General features: G+C 67.3%; 17 protein-coding genes. 10 read left to right on the forward strand and 7 right to left on the reverse strand.

Annotated elements, in window-relative coordinates; genetic code table 11:
* Positions 1-410: 410 nt before the first annotated feature.
* The gene (locus D473_RS25035) at positions 411-713 is read right to left on the reverse strand and encodes a hypothetical protein (RefSeq protein ID WP_017610482.1); all 303 of its coding nucleotides are present in this window, start codon (positions 711-713) and stop codon (positions 411-413) included.
* Between the two features lie 469 nt (positions 714-1,182).
* On the opposite strand from D473_RS25035, the gene D473_RS0118205 reads away from it, so the two are divergent.
* The 5 genes from D473_RS0118205 to D473_RS0118225 all read left to right on the forward strand — a co-directional run bounded on the left by D473_RS0118205 (position 1,183) and on the right by D473_RS0118225 (position 6,926).
* Positions 1,183-2,148 carry a bile acid:sodium symporter family protein gene (locus D473_RS0118205; protein WP_017610483.1) on the forward strand — a complete coding sequence of 322 codons (966 nt, stop codon included), beginning with the start codon at positions 1,183-1,185 and terminating at the stop codon, positions 2,146-2,148.
* A gap of 123 nt (positions 2,149-2,271) precedes the next feature.
* Positions 2,272-2,901 (forward strand): class I SAM-dependent DNA methyltransferase, encoded by a 630-nt coding sequence (locus D473_RS0118210; RefSeq protein ID WP_017610484.1) that lies wholly within the window; start codon positions 2,272-2,274, stop codon positions 2,899-2,901.
* A 441-nt stretch (positions 2,902-3,342) separates the two neighbouring features.
* Entirely contained in the window at positions 3,343-5,043 is a 1,701-nt protein-coding gene (locus tag D473_RS0118215; protein ID WP_026127077.1) for a glycosyltransferase family 4 protein, read from the forward strand.
* Between the two features lie 607 nt (positions 5,044-5,650).
* The gene (locus tag D473_RS27485; protein ID WP_161626427.1) at positions 5,651-5,803 is read left to right on the forward strand and encodes a hypothetical protein; all 153 of its coding nucleotides are present in this window, start codon (positions 5,651-5,653) and stop codon (positions 5,801-5,803) included.
* A gap of 175 nt (positions 5,804-5,978) precedes the next feature.
* Positions 5,979-6,926, forward strand: coding sequence for a sugar-binding transcriptional regulator (locus D473_RS0118225; RefSeq protein ID WP_152436870.1), 948 nt, complete (start codon positions 5,979-5,981; stop codon positions 6,924-6,926).
* Between the two features lie 113 nt (positions 6,927-7,039).
* Here the strand turns inward: D473_RS0118225 and D473_RS0118230 are convergent, their stop codons facing one another.
* The 5 genes from D473_RS0118230 to D473_RS0118250 are packed head-to-tail and all read right to left on the reverse strand — an operon-like array spanning position 7,040 to position 12,719.
* Positions 7,040-8,002 carry a D-ribose ABC transporter substrate-binding protein gene (locus D473_RS0118230; RefSeq protein ID WP_017610488.1) on the reverse strand — a complete coding sequence of 321 codons (963 nt, stop codon included), beginning with the start codon at positions 8,000-8,002 and terminating at the stop codon, positions 7,040-7,042.
* Positions 8,003-8,042: 40 nt separating this feature from the next.
* On the reverse strand, positions 8,043-9,173 hold the full coding sequence (locus D473_RS0118235; protein WP_017610489.1) for an ABC transporter permease: 1,131 nt from the start codon (positions 9,171-9,173) through the stop codon (positions 8,043-8,045).
* Positions 9,170-10,786 carry a sugar ABC transporter ATP-binding protein gene (locus D473_RS0118240; RefSeq protein ID WP_017610490.1) on the reverse strand — a complete coding sequence of 539 codons (1,617 nt, stop codon included), beginning with the start codon at positions 10,784-10,786 and terminating at the stop codon, positions 9,170-9,172. The genes D473_RS0118235 and D473_RS0118240 overlap by 4 nt, the downstream gene beginning before the upstream one ends.
* Positions 10,783-11,547, reverse strand: coding sequence for a DUF2291 family protein (locus tag D473_RS0118245; RefSeq protein ID WP_017610491.1), 765 nt, complete (start codon positions 11,545-11,547; stop codon positions 10,783-10,785). Before D473_RS0118245 ends, D473_RS0118240 begins: the two co-directional genes overlap by 4 nt.
* Positions 11,544-12,719 carry an erythritol/L-threitol dehydrogenase gene (locus D473_RS0118250; RefSeq protein WP_017610492.1) on the reverse strand — a complete coding sequence of 392 codons (1,176 nt, stop codon included), beginning with the start codon at positions 12,717-12,719 and terminating at the stop codon, positions 11,544-11,546. Before D473_RS0118250 ends, D473_RS0118245 begins: the two co-directional genes overlap by 4 nt.
* Positions 12,720-13,074: 355 nt before the next feature.
* Here D473_RS0118250 and D473_RS0118255 point away from each other — a divergent pair, with 355 nt between their 5' ends.
* The 5 genes from D473_RS0118255 to D473_RS0118275 all read left to right on the forward strand — a co-directional run bounded on the left by D473_RS0118255 (position 13,075) and on the right by D473_RS0118275 (position 18,304).
* Positions 13,075-13,548 carry a ribose-5-phosphate isomerase gene (locus D473_RS0118255; RefSeq protein WP_026127078.1) on the forward strand — a complete coding sequence of 158 codons (474 nt, stop codon included), beginning with the start codon at positions 13,075-13,077 and terminating at the stop codon, positions 13,546-13,548.
* 124 nt (positions 13,549-13,672) lie between these two features.
* Positions 13,673-15,400 (forward strand): dihydroxyacetone kinase family protein, encoded by a 1,728-nt coding sequence (locus tag D473_RS0118260; RefSeq protein WP_017610494.1) that lies wholly within the window; start codon positions 13,673-13,675, stop codon positions 15,398-15,400.
* A 38-nt stretch (positions 15,401-15,438) separates the two neighbouring features.
* Positions 15,439-16,191 carry a triose-phosphate isomerase gene (locus D473_RS0118265; protein ID WP_394296773.1) on the forward strand — a complete coding sequence of 251 codons (753 nt, stop codon included), beginning with the start codon at positions 15,439-15,441 and terminating at the stop codon, positions 16,189-16,191.
* 357 nt (positions 16,192-16,548) lie between these two features.
* Positions 16,549-16,887: a DUF4333 domain-containing protein gene (locus D473_RS0118270; RefSeq protein ID WP_026127079.1), complete on the forward strand. Its 339-nt coding sequence runs from the start codon at positions 16,549-16,551 to the stop codon at positions 16,885-16,887.
* A gap of 214 nt (positions 16,888-17,101) precedes the next feature.
* Positions 17,102-18,304, forward strand: a complete 1,203-nt coding sequence (locus D473_RS0118275) for a PLP-dependent cysteine synthase family protein (protein WP_017610497.1) — start codon at positions 17,102-17,104, stop codon at positions 18,302-18,304.
* A gap of 115 nt (positions 18,305-18,419) precedes the next feature.
* On the opposite strand, the gene D473_RS0118280 is transcribed toward D473_RS0118275, so the two are convergent.
* Complete coding sequence (locus D473_RS0118280; protein WP_017610498.1) at positions 18,420-20,714, reverse strand: GmrSD restriction endonuclease domain-containing protein; 2,295 nt, start codon at positions 20,712-20,714, stop codon at positions 18,420-18,422.
* Between the last annotated feature and the right edge of the window lie 49 nt (positions 20,715-20,763).

A 20,763-nucleotide genomic window follows, 5' to 3' on the forward strand; every position in this document is an offset into this window, starting at 1 on the left:
GTACCAGTATTCGCGGCCGGGAAAGCACCCTCGCCCTCTGCTCACCCCTTCCTACCGAGCGTCGGCGAGGGCTCGGCCGGTCCGGTGCCGAACAGATCCCGGTCCCGACCAGCTCCTGGAACATTCGCTCCATGGCCGACAGCCTGTAGCGGCTCCAGAAGCTGTTGCAAGTCGTACTGGCACAGAGAGCCACCGTGGGCCCGTCGGTGTGGAATCCAGGCTTTCTCTCGCCTTGACGGCCCCACGATGGCTCGCCTTGTTGCTGTGGCCCTGAGGCTCAGCTCCCCCGTCCCGGAACTGCACCGCTCCGCGGGAGACGGCCCCTGCCGGAATCAGGGGCCGGTGGGAGCGCCGAGAGGGTGTGGGCAGCTACGCCAGAAGGCCTCGAAGGGGGAGGGGCCTGCCGGTCCTCACCACTTCCAGGTGTCGGGGGAGGTGTCGGTCGGCAGAACCCCGATGCCGTAGTTGCTGATCGTGACCACCACGTACCGGTCGTGCTCGTAGCAGTTGAGCTGGTACTCACGCCCGCGCTCCGACCAGCTCCACAGGTCCCTCGTGCCGCTCGTGGGGTAGAAGCTCTGCAGCGCGGAACACGTACCGGGCTGCAGGCCGGCGACACTGACCTCCTGGCTGTTGTCTCCTCCGTGCCACGTCACGGTGCCGGCCAGCGCGGACGTCGTGAGGTTGGCGACGAAGAATTCGTGCGTACTCAAGAGAGCTTTCCCTTTCTCTTCGGCTGCAAGGGGTGAACACTCTCATTCCCGTTTCCGTGTTTCGGTTATTCATTCGTCGGAGGGCAGGCGCGGAAGGCAGGGTGCATATACGGTAAAATTCCGACTGGTTTTCCATGGGCACCAGTCCAAAAACCTGTTTATCGGCCATCCGTCCGGAGCCTTGGTCGGCCATGTCCGACGTGCATCTTCCGGGCCGAAGCAACGCTTTGTTGTCAGGTCACTGTATATCCCTGTTTTCTCGAAGGTAGGCGTGGAAAGCGGAACCCCGGAGGTGTGGATCATTCTCATACCCTTCGGCCGGTCCGCGGGGCGGCCTCCTCGCCTGCGGCGCAGACTCGGCGGGAGCACGGTCGTTACCATGGCCGGGCGGTGTCGACCCCGAGCGGGCGGCAACCACCCGGGGCCGGAACCCGCCGTCCCCGGGGCACTCACCACGGGAAGCACGCCGATGACCCTCATCTCGCGCATCGCCGCCCTCGCCGGCCGGTGGTTCGCCCTCCTCGTCCTGCTCGCCGGCGCGGTCGGCCTGTTCCTGCCCGAGCAGACCGCGCCCCTGGCCGAGTACACCTCGGTGTTCCTGGCCGTGATCATGTTCGGTATGGGCCTGACCCTGCGTCCGGCCGACTTCGGGGTCGTGCTCACCCACCCCAAGGCCGCCCTGACCGGCATTCTGTGCCAGTACACCGTCATGCCGCTGCTGGCGTGGGGCATCGCCCACGCCCTGGACCTGCCGCCGATGCTGATCGTGGGCATGATTCTGGTGGGTGCGGCGCCCGGCGGGACCGCCTCCAACGTCATCGTCTATCTGGCCCGCGGCGACGTGGCCCTGTCGGTGGCCATGACCTCGGTCTCGACCGTGCTCGCGCCGCTGCTCACCCCGCTGCTGGTGCTCGCCCTGGCCGGGCGCACCCTGGAGGTGCCCGCGGGGGACATGTTCGGCTCGATCCTGCAGGTGGTCCTGGCGCCGGTCCTGGCGGGCCTGGCCCTGCGCACCTTCGCCGACCGCTGGATCACGCCGGTGCTGCCGGTACTGCCGCTGGTGTCCGTGGGCGGGATCGTCCTCGTGGTCGCCGGCATCGTCGGCGCCAACGCCGAGGACGTGATGGCCACCGGCGCCCTGGTGGCTCTGGCCGTGGTCCTGCACAACGGGATCGGGTTCGCCCTGGGCTACCTCGTCGGTCGGATCGGCGGGCTCTCCGAAGCCGGGCGCCGCGCGATCAGCGTCGAGGTGGGGATGCAGAACTCCGGTCTGGCGGCGGCTCTGGCCACCACCTACTTCTCACCTCTGGCGGCGCTGCCCGGCGCCCTCTTCTCGGTCTGGCACAACGTCTCCGGCGCTCTGGTGGCCAGTTTCTGGGCCCGCCGTGCCCCTGGGGGCGAGGACGCTGTTCCCGCTGAGCAGGAGCAGAACTGAGCACGTGGAGCGGTTGTTATGTCCCATCATCTTGTTTTTTGTCGCTTTTGTCGTATAAGAGAGGAGAGTCAGTAACCAGACGCCTGCGAGTCCCCCCGCGCGGCGACGACGGAAGGGCCGAGGGTGAGTAAACCCCGTCAGATCCTGGACCGCATCTATGCGTTGCAGAACCCCGGCGAGGCCGAGAGCGCCTACGACGAGTGGGCCGTGAACTACGAGCACGACACCACGCAGGGCATGGGCTACCAGGCGCCCACGAACGCCGCAGACCGCCTCAACCGCCTGCTGCCGGACCAGCCGCGGGCCGAGGTGCTCGACGCCGGCTGCGGTACCGGCCTGGTCGGCCAGGCGCTCGCCGGGTACGGCTTCGAGGCCGTGGACGGACTCGACCTCTCCACGGCGATGCTGGATCTCGCGCGGGACAAGGGGGTCTACCGCAGCCTCGACAAGGCCGACATGACCGAGGCCCTGCCCGCGAAGGACGACTCCTACGACGCGGTGATCTGCGTGGGCACCCTCACCGAGGGACACGTGGGGCCCGAAGCGATCGATGAACTGGTGCGCGTGGCCCGGCCCGGAGCCCCCGTGGTCTTCACCGTCATCGACAGCATCTGGGAGCCCCTCGGCTACCAGAGCCGAGTGCGGGGGCTGGCCGACGCAGGCCGCGTACGCCTGGAGGAAGTCGCTGCGGACAGCGTCTACCACGTCAAGGAGAACATCACCTGCAACCTGGTCGTGCTCCGCGCCCTCTGAGGAGCACGGCGGGCGCGCGGGGTCTCCCCTGACCCGCTCGCCCTTTCGAGGTTTCCCGGAGCGTCCGTGTGCGCCCCGGACGGACGCGATGCACCCTCGCCGAGACAGGCGGGGGTGTTTTTTCTGCGGGCTCTGTTTCAGAGCACCTACGACGGCGCCGGGGCCCGGCCCCTCACGTGGCTGGGCGGGCCTGTCTTCGACGGTGCGGGACGGGCTCCACCCACCCCGTGAACCCGCCAACGGGCCGGGGCCGGACCCCCACGTAGGCCGGTGCCCCGTTCGCCCGCCATGCCGTCGACGCCGCTTTCCCGAGTTCGGCCAGGTCAGCGCGTTAATCTCGGTCCACGCGCGAGATGCCGAGGCTCCTTCGGTCCCGGCACGGCACCACCGGAGCGAGGGCATCTGGCCGGTTTTCGGTACACGGGCGGTTCGGGGGCTCCCATGCGATTGGTCAAGCGAGGCGTGCGTTATCTGGCCCGGCGCCGGAAGGAGGCCCTCGCCGCCACCGTCGTGGGCGGGACCGGCCTGACCGCCGCCCTTGCCCTCACCGGGGTACTCACCTGGCCCGCGGCCCTGCTCACCTTCGCCTGGGGCGTGCTCGCCCTCGGCACCGGCCTCGCCCTCGCCCTGCTCCTGCGACTGGACGAACGCACCGGCGACGTGCGCCGCGCCGTCTTCGGCGGCGGCTCCCTGCTCACCGCCCAGGGCATGGCCGGCATCGCCGCACGGGCCCAGGACGCACGCACCCGCGCCGACGCCCTCTACGAGGAGGGCCGCATGCAGGAAGCCATCGACGAACTCGTCCCCTACGCCGCCTTCGAGGACGAGGCCGACCTGGTCCGGCGCCGCATGATGAGTGAACGCCGCGCCCTCGGTCCCCTCACCGGCCTGCCCGAACGGGCCGGTGCTGCCTACGAACCCGTTCCCGGGCGGGTCCTGCACCTGGTCTCCAACGCGTTGCCCAACAGCCAGGTCGGCTACACCGTGCGCACCCACCGCATCGTCACCGCCCAGCGCGAGGCCGGGCTCGATCCGCACGTGGTGACCTTCCCCGGCTGGCCCATCAAGGCCCACGGCGACACCGCACCCGTCCGCGAGGTCGAGGGCATCTCCTACCACCGCGTGCGCCCCGGCCAACACATCCGCCCCGGCCTGCAGGAACGCATCGACGCCGCCGTCACCGACGTCACCGCCCTGGCCCACCGGCTGCGCCCCGCCGTCCTGCACGCCGCCAGCGACCACAAGAACGCCACCGTCGCCCTGCACGTGGGCCGCGCACTGGGTATCCCCGTCGTCTACGAAGTCCGCGGTTTCCTCGAGGAGACCTGGCTCTCGGCCGGGGAAGCCGGGTCCCGGCGCGGCAGCGAACGCCACCACCTCCTCGTCGAACGCGAGACCTCCGTCCTGCGCGAGGCCGACGCCGTCGTCACCCTCGCCCACACCATGCGCGTGGAGATCTCCCGCCGCGGCGTGGCCCCCGAACGCATCGCCTTGGCACCCAACGCCGTCGACACCGACCTGCTCGAGGCCCGGCCCGACGGGGAGGCCTTCCGCGCCGAACACGGCATCGACCCGGACACACTCGTCATCGGCTCGGTCTCCACCCTCACCCACTACGAGGGTTTCGACACGCTCGTGGAGGCCGCCGCCCACCTGCACGCGCAGGGCCGGCCGATCCGGGTCCTGCTCGTGGGAGACGGGGCCGCCCGTCGCGAACTGCACGACCAGGTCCGACGCCTGGGCCTGGAGAAGGTCTGCCTGCTGCCCGGCAGGGTCGGCCCCGAGGAGGCGCTGCGCGCCCAGGCCGCCCTGGACGTGATGGTCGTGCCCCGCCTGGACCGCCGTGTGTGCCGCCTGGTGACCCCGCTCAAACCCGTCGAGGCCATGGCGCTGGGCACCCCCGTCGTGGCCAGTGACCTTCCTGCCCTGCGCGAGCTCCTCGACGACGGACGCGCCGGAACCCTGGTGCCGGCCGAGGACCCCGCCGCGCTCGCCGAGGCCGTGGCCGTGCTCGCGGAGGACCCCGAGTTGCGCCGGCAGCAGACCAAGGCCGCCCGGGAACAGGTTCTGGCCACCCGTACCTGGGCGCGCAACGCCGAGGCCTACCGCGACCTGTACGAACAGCTCGGTGTGGGGTCCTGAGTCGCGGGAGCGGGGCCGTGCTCACCGTCGCTCGTGCTCCAGGTCGGCGGTGGCGCGCCCGTCCTACGCCACGCACTCGACCACGCGGCGCTCGAGCCAGTGTCCGGCATCACCGCCCGCCTCGGTTTTCTCGACACCGGAAATTTCGTCAAGTACTGCACCCAACGCACCGGCAGCACGCCAACGGCATTCCGGAACCGGTTCCGGACCGACCCCTCCGGGGGATCGGTCTGTGCACGCGGTATTGAGGGTGGGGCACCCGAGCCGGTTCCGAGAAATGATCCGATACGGTCGGAGTAGAATTCGTTCCTATTTACGGTAGGGGTGGAATTCGGGATCATTGTCTGATGTGTACGGGATCGCCCTTCTGGCGAATGCGAGAGTTCGGGGATCCCACGCGATGGCCGAGCCGGGCCAAGCCCTTGATCTTGGACGGACGTACCGGCCACGTACGCCGCCGGCGCACTGCCGGTACGGATCGGTTCAGCGAGGCACCCGACCATCGCAGCCCTGAGGACAGGACCGGAGAAACCCCGGGCGGGCCAAGGTCCTGAGGCCCTCCTTCCGGCGAACCTCGGGCCTCTCCGGTTAGCCTTGGTGACCGTGCGTGAGTCCTGGTCAGGTGGCGCGGCTGCGTTCGGGGCAGGCCGTGGGCGCGCAGCCGATCGGTGCTCACCACGGCGCGGTCCAGGTGGTCGGTCCCGGCCTGGTGTGCCGGGGCCAAAGCCTGCTCCAGAGCCGGTTCGGTCACCGTGTGTGAGCAATGTCCCCTGGAAAGGCCCACCAATCGGTTGGTGCACTAAAATCGTTCAAGGCAGAAGACACAAATGTTCATGGTTTCATCTAAACTGTCATGGAACGTTCGCCGATGATGAGGAGACCTCCGTGTCAGCACATCGATTCGGGCATCGACAACGAGTGGGAGGCCACTGATATTGGATGCTCTCACCGGAACCGGAACCGACACGGATCCAGAACGCCTCTATCGTGCTGCGCAGTTGTATTACGAGCAAGGCGCAACCCAGGCAGAGGTGGCCGAACAGCTGCGTGTTTCGAGGCCTTCGGTCAGCCGAATGTTGGCGGAGGCGCGGGCCAGCGGACTTGTCGAGATCACCGTTCACCGCCCCGATTCCAACAGCACCCAGGATTTGAGCCTACGGTTGCGCGAGGCCTTGGGGCTCGACGCCGTTCATATCGCCCCCGGGGACCAGTCTTCCCGGGTGGGCCCGGGGTTGGGACCTTTGGCCGGCCACGCCCTGAGCGGTGTGGGCCTGGGGCCCGGTGATGTTCTGCTCATCGCCTCCGGAGTGACCACCTATGCCTTGGCCCAACACTGTATGGGCGATTACTCCGGTGTCATCGTCGCGCCCACGGTCGGTGGGCAAGCCGAGCCGGACCCCTGGCACCAGACCAACGAGGTCGTCCGGATGTTCACGTCTACTTCGGGGGGCTACCCGCATTACCTCTTCGCCCCCTCGCTGCCCTCGCCGGCTCTGTTGACCGCTTTGCAGGACGACCCGGGTTTCCAACAGATCGTGCAGGACTGGCGGTCAGCGAAAGCCGCCCTCGTCGGCGTCGGGGCTCCCGCCCTCTCTCGGGAATCCATCTCTCGCGCTGTGCCTCGTGATCACCCCAATTTGGCCAAATCGGTAGGAGACGTCTGCCTCGCCTTCTACGATCGGGAAGGTGCCGAGGTCACCTTTCCGGGAAACGAGCGTATGGTCCGGGTGCCCGGCGACGTGCTGCGCGCCGTGCCGCACCGCATAGCCGTGGCTGTGGGACAGCAGAAAACCCTGAGTATCGTTGTCGCCGCGCGGTCGGGGTGGCTGAATCAGTTGGTGACGGATGAGTCCACCGCCCGAGCGATCGAGCAAAGAATCTGACCGCCGCTCGCCCATGGCGCACAAGCCGACCGCCCTCCCGTTGATGGCCTAACGGGAGGGCGGCGTGCTTTGTTGGGGTGCGTCCGAGGCCGCGGCTACGGCAGATCCTCGGTTCAGTCCTCGAGAACGAAGTCCTGAAGATCCTCGGCGTTCTCTTCGGTGATCAGGATGCAGTCCAACGCAACCTTCTCCTCCTCCACCGATGACTCCCCGGTACGGATGACCTCGTCGAGAACCTCCAGGGATTGAGTCGTGGCCTCGTCGATGGGCTGGAGGACCGAAGCGACCAGCTTTCCGTCCGCGACGGCCTCAGCGGCATCGTTGCTTCCGTCGAAGCCCAGAACCTCCACCTCATCGAGGCGCCCCGCCTCGTCGAGAGCGTTGACCGCGCCCAGCGCCATCTCGTCGTTTCCGGAGATCACGCCGTCGATGTCCGGGTTACGGGAGAGCAGCTGCTCCATGGCGGTCTGGCCCTCCTGGCGGTCCCAGTTGGCGATCTCCTCGCCGACCTTTTCCATGTCCGGGTATTGGGAGAGCACGCTCTCATAGCCCTCGGACCGGACCGGTGCGTTGTTGTCGCTCGGCTCACCGATCAGTTCGACATAGGTACCTTCGTAGCCCATGGCCTCGGCCCATACCTCGGCACCCGCGGCCGCACCCTGCGCGTTGTCCGAGATGAACTGGGCTTCCGCCAGACCGGTTTCCGAGATCTCGGCGTTGACGAGGGAGACCGGGATGTCGGCGTCGACGGCCTGTTCCACGATCGCAATGCTCTCGTCCGCACCGGCGGGGTCGAGAAGGATGCCGTCGACGTCGTTGTTGATGGCGGTTTCCATCAGCCGGGTCTGCTCGTCGGGGTCGTTCTCGTGAGCGCCGACGCTGTATTCGTATCCGAGCTCTTCGGCCAGCTCTTCTGCCCGGCTCACCTCGGCTGCCCAATAGGGGTTCGCGGGGTCAACGGTGATGATGGCGATCTCGCCACCGCCCTCACCCTCTCCGCCGGCGTCCCCGCAGGAAGTTAAGCTCACGCTGACGATTGCGGTGGTCGCGATCGCTGCCATCGATTTGAGTTTCATGGTTTTCCTCTTTTTTCATTTCTTGCGACGGGGGTAATCGTCATGTCTGTTCTGGGGGCGGGCCTTCATGGCCTCCGGGGCCGACGGGGACCTTTCCTGATTCGCGTCTGGCTTCGGCGACAGCACGAGCCTGTGCCTGTCGGCGCTGCAGAATCTGCTGAATCTGGTCGACGGCGACAGCCAGGATGATGACCGCACCGGTGATGACCGTCTGCCAGAAGGGGGAGACACCGACGATCACGAGTCCGTTGGTCAAGAAACCGATGACGAAGGCGCCGATAATGGTGCCGCGCACCGTTCCCCGGCCGCCTGAGAGGGCCGCGCCGCCGATGACCACTGCCGCGATGGCGTTCAGCTCGTAGAACTCTCCGAGGTCCGCCGTCGACGAACGGATGTTCGCGATCTGCAGCATCCCGACGATCCCCGCGCACAGTCCGGTGAGCACGTACACCCTGGTCTTGACCTGGTTGACGGGCACGCCGGAGAGCGCTGCGGCACGCTCGTTGCTTCCGATGGCGTACAGCCAGCGCCCGAAGGGGGTGCGTGTCAGAATGATGGAGAAGGCGATCGCCACCGCGACCATCACCCACGCGGAGATCGGTACCCCGAGAGGGCTGCTGGCGAAGACCTCGAAGAAGCCCGTATTGCCCAGTTCCTCTTGGCCCCGGAGTTCATTGGTGATGTTGGTGCCGTCGAGCAGGACCTGGGTCAGGCCTCTGCCGACGTACAACATACCCAGCGTGACGATGAATGGAGCAAGGTTCAGCCGGGCGATCAACAAGCCGTTGACCCAGCCGACGAGCATCCCGACGGCCACGGCGATCACGACGATCACCCAGATCGACGGATACATGACCGCATCGGTGAGGGGTAGGTGGAGCCCCTGGAACAGGGTGCCGGCCACGGCACCGGTGAGCCCGACCGTGGAACCGACGGAAAGGTCGATGCCCGAGTGCAGGATCACCATCAGCATCCCGAGGGCGATGATGGCGTTGAACGCGACGTCTTTGGCGACCGTCACGAGGTTGCCGACCGAGAGGTAGGTGTCGCTCATCGACGCGAAGATCACGATGATGATCGCCAGCGCAACCAGAGCGCGGGCCTCGATGAAGAAGGCGCCGAGGTTGATCTTGGAGCCCGATGATTTTTCCTGCGTGGCCGCGGCGCTCATCGCGGTCCCCCCTCTTCTTCTGCCGTGGTCGACGCTGCTGGTTGACCGCCGCTTCCTTCGGCCGCCGCCATCACTTCTTCGCGTGTGGCGTGGCGCGGGTCGAACTCCGTGACCACCTGGCCGCGGTCCATGACGACGATGCGGTGTGAGGCGTTCAGCGCTTCGCCGACATCGGAGGTGACGAAGAGGACCGCGAGCCCTTCCCCGGCTCGAGAGAACAGCAGTGAGAAGATCTCACCTTTCGCCCCGACGTCGACGCCGCGTGTCGGATCGTCCAGCAGCAGAACTCGTGGCTGAGCCGCCAGCATCTTTCCGATGACGACCTTTTGAGCATTCCCGCCGGAAAGGGCCGTGATCGGCGCCTCCGGGCCCTCGGCCTTGACCCCGAGCCTTGTCATCTGGGATTTGATGTCTCGGTTCTCGCCACGCACGGCCATGAATCCGCGCCGAACCCAGGAGCTCAGACTCGCAAGCGACATGTTCTTACCGACGCTCTGCATTTGGATGATCCCGTCGCGCTGGCGGTCCTCAGGCACGAGCCCCATGCCGAGGTCGATGCGGTCAGCGACGTTCAACCCTGCGAGGTCGTGGTCTGTGAGTAGTACTCGCCCGCCCGCTAGTTCATCTCGTCCGGAGAGCGCTTCCATCAACTCGGTTCTTCCGGCGCCCATCAGCCCGAAGAGGCAGACGATCTCTCCCTCTTTCACGTCCAGCGAGACATGGTCGACCGGGAACTTGCCGCTCACCGTGTCGGCGACCGTCACGTCCTGGATGGAGAGCACGACGTCCCCGTGCTCACGAGCTTCCTCACGGAAGTCGTAGTCCGCTTCACGGCCCACCATCGTGCGCACGACCCATCCCAGATCGATGGCTGAAGCCCTCTCGGTCGCCACGAGCTCTCCGTCGCGGAACACCACAGCATGGTCGGCGATCTCGAGAGCTTCCTCGAGGTGGTGGGAGATATACACGATGGCCACCCCCTGCCGCTGCAGCTCTCGGATGATCTTGAACAGCACCTGGACCTCGGCCGAGCTGAGCGCCGAGGTGGGCTCGTCCATGATGAGGATGCGCGCATCGGTGGACAGGGCCCTCGCGATCTCTACGATTTGCTGCTGTCCTACGCGCAGATCCCGCACGAAAGCGTCGGGCGATATCGGCTCCTCGAGACGCTTCATCAAATCCCGTGTCGCCAGGGCCTGTTCGGCGTAGTGGATCCCGCGCACCGACGCAATCTCGCGCCCCAGGAAGATGTTGTCACTGACCTTGAGGTTCGCGTTCAAGTTCAGTTCCTGGTGGATGATTGCAATGCCCTTGTCGACAGCATCCGTGGTGGAGGAAAACTCGACCCTCTCCCCGTCGAGTTCGAGGTATCCGGCTGTCGGCTGCTCAACACCGGAGAGAATCTTCATCAATGTTGATTTCCCGGCGCCGTTCTCACCGAAGAGGACGGTGACCTTGCCGGCGCTGACGTCGAAGTTGACGCCCTTGAGGGCGCGCGTGGCCCCGTAGGTCTTGCTGATGTCGACTGCGCGCAGAACGACACCGTCCGAACCGGTGGCTTCGTGGTGCGTGGGCTGCCCGGTCGCGGGCGAGCCCGATACAGCGGCGCTCATGAGTCGGTCCCGACGTCCAGCGGCTGGATGATGAGCGGGCGCTGCGAGGCCGCATCGGAACCCGTACCGGCGTAGCTGAGGAGGCCTTCGACGCTGATCTGCTGTCCCTGCGCCTGCTCGGGGTCGGAACCGAGCGCCTCCTCCACGTTCGCCAGCATCAGCCCGCTCACTTCGGTGCCGACCTGCTGGTGCTCGGTCTGGCCTGGAGCATCGCCGAACCCGTACCCGCTGAGGTCACGCACCAGGTTCCCGTCGAGGGCGATACCCAGCGGTACCGTGATGGTTTGTCCGGTATCGACGCCTTCGATGTCGAGTGTCAAGTTTTCGTCGTCCGCTTCTTCGACCACGCCTGTCGCCGTCACGGCGAAGGCGCTGGTCTCCTCGCTCGGCTGCAACCCGTCGAATTCATCGACAGCCGCATCCGGGTCGTCCGCGAGCGCCGTGGCTACCTCGCCGAGCTCGGCGGGGTCGGCGAGAAGGTCGCTCTGCGCCTGAGCGAAGAGTTCCTCGGCTGTGGCCGCCGGGTCGAAATCATCAGAGGTCAGTGCTTCGACCTCCTCCGGGGTGAGGAACCGGGTGTTCGCCAGCATCGCGACCACCAGGACCGCCAAGAGCCCGCCGATGACCAGGCGGCGCCGCGTGCGCGAGGTCCCTCGTCGCGGGCCCGAGGAACGCTGCCGTGTGTTTGCCCTGGGCGCGGCCTCGCCGTTGTGCTCGGCTTCCTGCTGCGGGGGTGCTGGTGCTTCGGAGGTATCGCTCACGCCGATTCACCACCGACGAGGTTGTTGGCCGTGCCCGCCGGGATGGGGCCGTTGGGCAGGATCGAGACCTTGACGGACTCTCCGGAGGAGTCGGCGACGGCGTCCAGAGCATCCTGAAAACGCTCGAGGGGGAACTGGTGGGTGCACACGCGTTCCAAGGGCAGCGCGCCGGCTTCGATCAGCTTGATCGCCGCGGGCCAGCAGTGCGGACCGAGGTGAGCACCGAGCACATCGAGCTCCTTGTCATCGGAGATGATCGACCAGTCGACCGAGACCTTCTCCTTGAACACGGAGTACTCGACGAAACGGCCGAGCTTGCGCAACAGGTTGATCCCTTGGGCCACCGCTGAGGGGTGCCCGGTGGCCTCGATGTAGGCATCGGCGCCGTATCCACCGGTCAGTTCTTTGACGCGGGCGACAGGGTCCTCGGTCGCGATGTTGATCGTCAGGTCGGCGCCGCAGTCCCGGGCGAGCTCGAGTTTGGTGTCGACCATGTCCAGAGCGATGATGCGCAGCGGGTTCTTCTGCCGCGCCCCCGCGATGGCGGAGAGCCCGATCGGTCCGGCGCCGGCGATGACGACGGTGTCCTCGAACTGTAGATTCGCCCGTTCCACCGCGTGCATCGCACACGAGAGCGGCTCCGAGAAAGCTGCCATGTGCCCAGGCAAGGCGGATGAGACCGGATGGGTCAGCGCACGGGACGGAACGAGAACGTATTCGGCCATCGCTCCGTCGAAACCCTTGAACCCGAACATGTCGTGGGTTTCGCACATCCAGTAGATCCCACGGCCACAGTAGAAGCACTCGCCGCAGGGCACGATCTGCTCGCACGCGAGCCGGTCGCCCGGCTCGACGCCGCGGGAGGCGAGGGCGCCTTCGCCGGCGGCGACCACTGTGCCCACGAACTCATGGCCCGGGATGCGGTTCTTCTCGGCCCAAGCCGGCTTGTGTTCGCCGCCCCAGAACTTCTCGGCCCCGTGGTAGCACTTCAGGTCGGAAGCGCACACACCGACGGCGTCTGTTCGCAGCACCAGTTCTCCCGGGCCCGGTGTCGGGACGGGGCGCTGCTCGATCCTGTAATCGCCCGGTCCATGAACCACGACGGCTCGCATCTCGGACGGGAGCGTCTGCTCCGAGGCTGCCTCGGACGAGGCCGTGGGAGTGGTGGTCATCGTTGACTCCTCATGCCGGCTGCGGTGGAGGGGGACTCCGATCCGCTGATCGTGGTGATGCAGGTCACGGGCCACCATCCTAGAATGTCCAGAACACCTGTCAAGCACATTCGTTCATCATCTTGGGGGTGGCCGTGGTGTCCCGGCTGGTCAGGGGCGGATGGGCAGGCCGTCGCGGCGTCCGATGCCGTCGCCGCAAGCCTGGTGGCGCACCTCCGGTCCGTTTCTGGCGGTGGCCGCGCCCCGGCCGAGCAGGCGCAGAACATGTGTCCTTGACATCTGTTCGCCGCTGGAGCAAGCTGAAGACGGTGCTGAGAATCGGCATCTTCGTTCTTCACGACAAGGAGAAACCGCTATGGGGAAACGTTTCAGTATAGTGGTCGGGTCGGACGATGCGGGATTTCAGTACAAAGAGTTCCTCAAGGGGGAACTCAAAGCTCATGAACGCGTGTCCTCGGTGCGCGACGTGGGTGTCGAGGCTGAGGGAACCGAAGCTTATCCATCCATCGCCGTTGCAGCCGCCCAACTGGTATCCGCAGGTGAAGCGGATCGCGCACTACTGATCTGCGGCACCGGACTCGGCGTCGCGATGTCCGCGAACAAGGTCGAGGGCATCCGTGCCGTGACCGCGCACGATGCCTATTCGGTCGAGCGTTCCGTCCTGTCGAACAATGCCCAAGTCCTGTGCATCGGCCAACGGGTGATCGGAATGGAGCTCGCCCGCAAGCTGGTCCGAGAATGGCTGACCCACGAATTCGATTCCTCGAGCGCGTCGGCCGAGAAGGTTCAGGCCCTCATCGATTTTGAACAAACAGGAAGATGCGCCTGAGAGAACTGTCGTCGGCCCAGGTGTTGACCCCTGCGGGCCCGGCTGAAAGGTTATGCGCACCAGCCGCAGTTTTCGTCCCCGCCAAGTCGACCGAGCATGACTCGTGCAACCCCCAAGGACCGTCATGACCTTCCTCCTCAACTCGCCGGCAGACTTCTCCCATGAAGCCGTCCAGGCTTTCGCCATGGCCAATCATCAGTACGCCACGGCCGTACACGGCGGTGTGGTCCGCTCCCGCCGAACCCCGGCCGGCCAGCCTGCACTGGTGGTCGGCGGGGGCTCAGGGCACTACCCGGCGTTCGCCGGATGGGTGGGCCCGGGTATGGCTCATGGCGCCCCCTGCGGCAACATCTTCTCCTCCCCCTCGGCATCACAGGTCTACTCCGTTGCCCGCAACGCCGAGAACGGCGGCGGCGTGATCTTCGGCTTCGGCAACTACGCCGGGGACGTCCTGCATTTCGGTAGTGCCGCGGAGAAGCTCCGTGCTGAGGGCATCGACGTCCGTATCGTCGCGGTGAGCGACGACATCGCCTCCAACCCGCCCGAAAAGCACCGGGAACGGCGCGGCATCGCCGGGGACCTGCCGGTCTTCAAAATCGCAGGGGCGGCCATCGAAGCCGGGGCGGACCTCGGCGAGGCGGAGCGGATCGCCTGGAAGGCCAATGACGCAACCAGATCCCTGGGCGCGGCGTTCGATGGATGCACGCTGCCAGGGGCCGAGGATGCGCTCTTCGGTGTGGAGGCAGGCACGATGGGGGTGGGGCTCGGTATCCACGGAGAGCCCGGGATCAAGGACCTTCCCATGGGCACCGCCTCCGAGGTGGCCGACCTGCTCTTCGACGGGGTCATCGCGGAAGCGCCCGAGGCTCACTCCGGCCGCGTCGCCGTCGTGCTGAACGGCCTGGGCAGGGTCAAGTACGAAGAACTCTTCGTCGTCTACGCCCGGATCGCCGAGCGGCTCGAGGGGGCGGGACTGACACCGGTCCAGCCCGAGGTCGGCGAGTTCGTCACCAGCTTGGACATGGCGGGGTTGTCCTTGACCCTCGTGTTCCTCGACGACGAGCTCGAACAGTACTGGCTCGCCCCCGCGGACACGCCCGCCTTCCGGCGCGGTCTTCCGAAGGGGCTCGAGCAGTCGTGGGAGGCTCCCCGACGGACCGAGATCTACACGCCGGGCGAAGAAGAGGTTCCGCCGGCCTCAGATGATTCCCGAGCGCTCGCCGCAAAGGTCCAGGAAGTCCTCGAACTCTTCGAGCACCGCTGCAGGCAAAACGAGGAAGAGTGGGGGCGCATCGACGCGATCGCCGGCGACGGAGACCACGGCCACGCCATGGTGATCGGCTCCGGCGGGGCGGTGCAAGCCGGCCGTCGGGCCCTGGAGCGCGGGGCGGGCGCGTGCACGCTCCTCGTGCACGCGGGCACGGCATGGTCCGAGTCGGCCGGTGGCACGTCCGGGGCGCTCTGGGCCGCCGCACTCACCGCCGCCGGAAGCGCGCTGGGCGACCACGGCGGCGAGGACGAGGCCACCACGGTCCGAGCGTTGTCGGACGGCGTGCAGGCGGTGCACCGCGTGGGCGGTGCCACGCCGGGGGACAAAACCATGATCGATGCGGCGCTGCCCTTCGCCACGGCGCTCGAGTACGAATGGAAGAGGCCGGGCGACCTGGCCACCGCAACTTCTGCTGCAGCGGTTGCGGCGAAAGCAGCCGCTGAGGAGACCGCCGACCTCACAGCGCGACTGGGGCGCTCCCGTGCGCTGGGTGAGAAGTCGCGTGGCACACCGGACCCCGGGGCGACCTCCTTCGCCGTGCTCATGGAAACCCTCGCAGGGCATTTCCGCGACACGAAGTAATGCAGAAGTCGAAGCTGTGGGTCGGTACGAGCTGGAAGATGAACAAGACTCTGGCAGAGGCCAGAGAATACGCGGACACGGTCGCCGCCGCCGTCGAGGACGACGCCGGTCTGACCCAGGGTGTCGAAGCCTTCGTGATCCCTCCCCATACGGCGATCGCCACGGTCACCGAACGGCTCGGCCGGTGGGCCAACACTGCCGGAGGCTTTCGAGTCGGCGCGCAGAACGCACACTGGCAGGACAGCGGTGCCTGGACGGGCGAGGTCTCGATGCCGCAGATCAAGGATGCGGGCGCGACGATGGTCGAAATCGGCCATTCTGAGCGCCGGACGCATTTCCATGAGACCGTCGAGATCACTCGCTTCAAGGTCGAGTCCGCGCTGCGGCACGGGCTGGTTCCCCTGCTGTGCATCGGCGAGCCCGCCGAGACCCGCGACGGTGGCCATACCTGCTCCTACATCCTGGACCAAGCCCGCGGAGCCTTGGCCGGTCTGCAGAGACAGGAACTGGCTCAGGTGCTCATCGCCTACGAGCCCCGCTGGGCCATCGGGGCACTCGGCCGCCCGGCACGGGCAGAAGAATTGGCGGGGCCGTTCGCCGCGTTGCGGAACGAGTACGGGGGCCTCGTGGCGGGTTTGCTCTACGGGGGCTCCGTGACGTTGGACAACATGCCCGACCTGCTCGCCCTGGAAGAGGTCGATGGGCTCTTCGTCGGACGTGCCGCATGGCACGCGGAAGATTTCGTAGAGCTACTGCGAGCCGGCTCCCGGTGGTGCGCCGGGAACCGGTGAGCGCTACGGGCGGCGAGTATGACGATGGTGCGCTGATGCCGTGTCGGTCGGGGTGTGCCCGTCGCGACGGGGCGAACCTCGGCTGATGCGGCACCAGACCTGCCCGGCCCTTCACATGGTCGGGCAGGTCTGTTCTTCGTGGCGGCCCAGTTCCGGACCCGTGCACCTTCGCCGGGGCCTACCGCGGCCTGTACGAGCACCTCGGCGCGGCCCCCAGCGGTGTTCGTGAACGACGAGCCCCTTCGCCTCATGTCTGATTCGTGCTGCTTTGCCGGGAACCAGACCTTCGGTCTCCGCGTCCTACCGCCTGGCACACCGTGCAACAACAAAAACAACAAGAACAACAAGGAGGCCACGATGTGGCAGGTGGGACGGAACCGAGCCCTCACGGGAGCGTTCCTGGGGGCGCTGACGATGCTTCTCGCCACGGGTTGCTCGTTCGACTTCAGCATCGGCGACACCGCGGTCGACAGCGAGGAGGTCGCCGCCCAGGCGTCCTCGGTCCTCGAAGAACAGGTCGGTTATGCCCCCGAGGACCTCACGTGCCCCGAGAACCTCCCGGCCGAGGTCGACGCCTCCATCCGCTGCGAACTCACCGACGGCGGCCAGACCTACGGCGTGACCGTCACCACGACCTCCGTCGAGGGCTCCGACGTGGAGTTCGACGTCCAGGTCGATGAGCAACCCGCGAGCTGAGGACCGGGCCCACGGGTGAACGCTCGGGTCGGCCGGTGCGCGGCGCCCCGCACCGGCCGCGGCGCCGGTCCCTCCGGAGCAGGTGAAGCGGAGGGACCGAAACCGGCCGTGCCACCGAGGGCCAACCCCCGGAAACAGGGTAGAATCAGGCGCTCGACCAGGGGTTTTCTCCCGAGAACGATCTCCGCGGTCGGCGCGCGGGTAGTCCCGGACCATGACCACGACACACAGTGAACAGGGCACGGACCCCGTCACGACCCGGATCGTCGACCACCACAACGGCCGGGAGAGGGCCTGGGTGAAAGAGGCCATCCGGCTGCTGCACGCCGACGCCACACGGTCGGCGGACACCCACGTCTTCAACTTCCCGCTTCCGGCGGACTGGGGCATCGACCTCTACGTCAAGGACGAGTCCGTCCACCCCTCCGGAAGTCTGAAACACCGCATGGCACGGGCCCTGTACCTGCACGCCCTGTGCACCGGGTGGCTCAAACCCGACACCCACGTCTTCGAGGCCTCCAGCGGCTCCACCGCGGTCTCCGAGGCCTACTTCGCGCAACTGCTGGACCTGAAGTTCACGGCCGTGGTGCCCAAGAGCACCAGCCGGGAGAAGGTGGAACTCATCAAGTCCTACGGGGGAGAGGTCAAGGACCCCGGGGCCGACGGCGACATCGAGAAGGCCGCCGCCCGCCTGGCCGACGCCGAACCCACGGGCCACTTCATGGACCAGTTCACCTACGCCGAACGCGCCTACGACTACCGCGACGACCACAACGTGGCGGCGACGATCTTCCGCCAGATCGCCGAGGAGCGCCACCCCGAACCCAAGTGGATGGTGATCGGTGCCGGCACCGGAGGTACGAGCGCCACCATCGGACGCCACATCCGGTTCAGCCGCCGCGACACCCGGGTGTGTGTCGTGGACCCGCAGAACTCGGCGTTCTTCCCCAACTGGGTGGCCCAGCAGGGCCGCCCCAAGAGCCGGTGGCCGGACCCCTCCACCTGGACCAAGGGCAAACCGTCCCGGATCGAGGGGATCGGCCGCCCCACGGTCGAACCCTCGTTCATGCCCGCGGTCGTGGACCGGATGATCTCGGTGCCCGACGCCGCCTCGATCGCTGCGATGCGTCTGCTCCTGTCGCGGTTGGGCCACCGCGCCGGCCCGTCCACGGGCACCAACCTGTGGGGCGCGCTGCGGATCGTCGCCGAGATGCTCGCCGACGGGGAACAAGGCAGCGTGGTCATGCTCATGTGCGACCGCGGCGAGCGGTACATGCACAACTACTACGACGACGCGTGGGTCGAGCAGACCCTCGGCCAGGACCTGGGCCCCTACAACAAGACATTGGGCGACTTCCTGTCGACCGGGAAGTGGAAGGAGCCCGCCGGCTCCGTCCCCGCGGCCAGGAAGTCCTGAGCAAGACCCGGACAGTCCCGCTCATCCGGCCGGGGCGCACGGCAGGGACGCCGGTCGCGCCCCGGCCCTCACCCCGGCCGCCGGTAGCGCTCCCGAGAGCGCTACGGGCCGGTGCTCAGGAGAGCGCCGGCGACCCGCCCTGGCCGTCCGTGACCCGGTACCCGAACTGCTCCAGGCGGCCCCGCGCCCGGTCCAGTTCCTCTCCGGTGAACAGCGAGGAGAACTCCGGGCGAAGGACCAACGCCTCCACCGTCAGGTCCAACCGGCCCCGCTCCCACAGGTTCGAGAACCCGTCCGAGACCGCCGGAGCGTGGAGCAGTTTGCGTGCGGTCCCCAACGCTCCCAGTTCGGAGACCATGCCGAGAAAGTACGAGGGCGTGTAGCCCGCCTCGGTCTTGGCCCGCTCGTAGATCGAGACCATCGCCTTGTGGAAGGCCGCCATGTCCGGGGCGGAGTCCGGGGACTTCTCCTGCTCCGGCTCCTGTGCCGAGCGCAGGACCTCCTCCCCGGCGGCCGCACGCCCGATCCGGTCCACGAACCCCGACAGCGCCTCCACCGAGGTGAACACCTCGTGCCCCAACTCCTGCAGCCGCGGCAGGTCGGCCTGTTCCGGGTCCAGCTCCAGCACCACGGGTTTGCCCAGCCCGTGTTGGAGCCCGTCGGGCCAGAACGCCTCCGCTTCGGCGATCACCCCTCCGTGGCGGGGATCGTTGATGGCCGTGTCCAGCTCCGGCTCGGCGAAACCGGCCTCACGCAGCTGCTGCACCAAGGCACGGATCTGCTCACTGCGCGGATCGCCGGCCTCCTGCGCCACCACGGTGAGCGGCTGGAGCTCCTGCTCGCCGTCGATGCTCCCCTCGAGCAACCCGTCCAGGAAGCCCTGCGCGGCCTCGGCCAGCATCTCCCGACGCGTGGCCAGGAAGTCGCGGTAACGCCCGACCTGCCACAGCTCCGGGTCGGCGGGGATCCACTGCGAGGCCAGCACCCCGGGATGGGCGGTCTCGGCCCGGCCCAGGTACTCGTGCGGGGCCAGAGCGCCCATCTCCAGGTCGTTGCCCTCGGCCAGGAAGCAGAAGTTGGCGATCGAATCGGCCTTGTCGTCGTTGCCGCGCAGCAGAGCGGTCGGGAACAGCATGTGCCGCTCCAACCGGTGGCCCGACTCCAGCGCCGCCGCGCTCAGCTCTCGGCCGGTTCCCAGGTCCCGGGCCCTGCCCGAGCGCATCAGCAGATACAACAGCGGATAGAACCGTGTTCCCTGCGTGCCCTCGAAGTCGTGCGGGCGGATGGTGAGGGAACCGCGACGGGAACGCTCCAGCGCCGTGATCAGCCCGTCGACCCCGCTGTGGGCCGCCGTGTCGAAGTCCTTCTGCAGGGTGGTCTCGGTGGGGCCGGCGTAGCGTCCCCACAGGGCCGAGTGCATGTACCAGTACAGGACCTTGTCGCGGTGGGCCCGGTCCTCGAACCGGCCACCGTTGAGCTCCAGCAGGCGTACCGCCATGATGAGGGAGGAACGGCTCTTCAGGACCCGGTCGTGGTCCAGGCCCAACCGACCCGAGACCGCTCCCAGGAACGTGTCGGTGTGGGCGACCGCGCGCTCCAGAGCGGACCGGAACTCCTCGGGGCCCACCTTGCCCAGTTGTTCGAACTGGGAACGGCCGGTCGCCACCGCCGTCGTCGCCCGCAACAGCCAGTCCAGGGTGAACTGGTATCCGCGCTCGGCCCAGCGATCGATGGATTCACGCATCACACGGCGCGCATCAGGCCACTGCGCGCACATCTGCGCCAGCGCCAGGTCACCCTTGGACAGCTTGGTGCCGCCCGAGTTGACCCGGTTGAAGATCTCCACGACCTCCTCGACGTTCTTGTCCGCGCCGGTGATCTTCTCCTGGTGGAACTCGCGCTCGACGATCTGCCTCAGCCGGTTGAGCCGGTCCAGGTAATCAGCGGCCTTCTCATGCCCGTACTGCTCGGAGAGCGGGGCCAAGAAGCGGACCACGCTGGAGTTGAACAGCTCGGTGACGTTCACCCACCGCGGGTCGCGCGACATCCGGTTGCGCGCGTAGAAGGCGAACTCCTCGTCCTCCACGTTGAAGTACAGGTCGGTGAATGCCTTGGGATCGCCCTCGAAGAAACCGGGAGGATGCCCCTTGACGACCCCGTACAGCGAAGTGATGCGCTGCTGGCCGTCCAACAGCATCAGGTAGGTGCCGTTGGCCGAGGCACTGCCCCGCGCCGACAGGTCGGAGTCGGAGGTCTCCCACAGCAGCAGGCTGCCGACCGGATGCTCCAGATACATCGACCGCATCAGGCCGCGCACCTGGTCACGGTTCCACACGTAGCCGCGCTGGAACTCCGGGAGCAGGATCGTGCCGGAATCGATCCGATCGAGGAGTTGGGACAGTTTCGCCATGGTCGGGGTTACCTCCGTTCGAGGGGGTTTCGGGGAAAGACCTGGGAGC

Source organism: Nocardiopsis xinjiangensis YIM 90004, assembly GCF_000341145.1.
Classification (GTDB): Bacteria; Actinomycetota; Actinomycetes; order Streptosporangiales; family Streptosporangiaceae; genus Nocardiopsis; species Nocardiopsis xinjiangensis.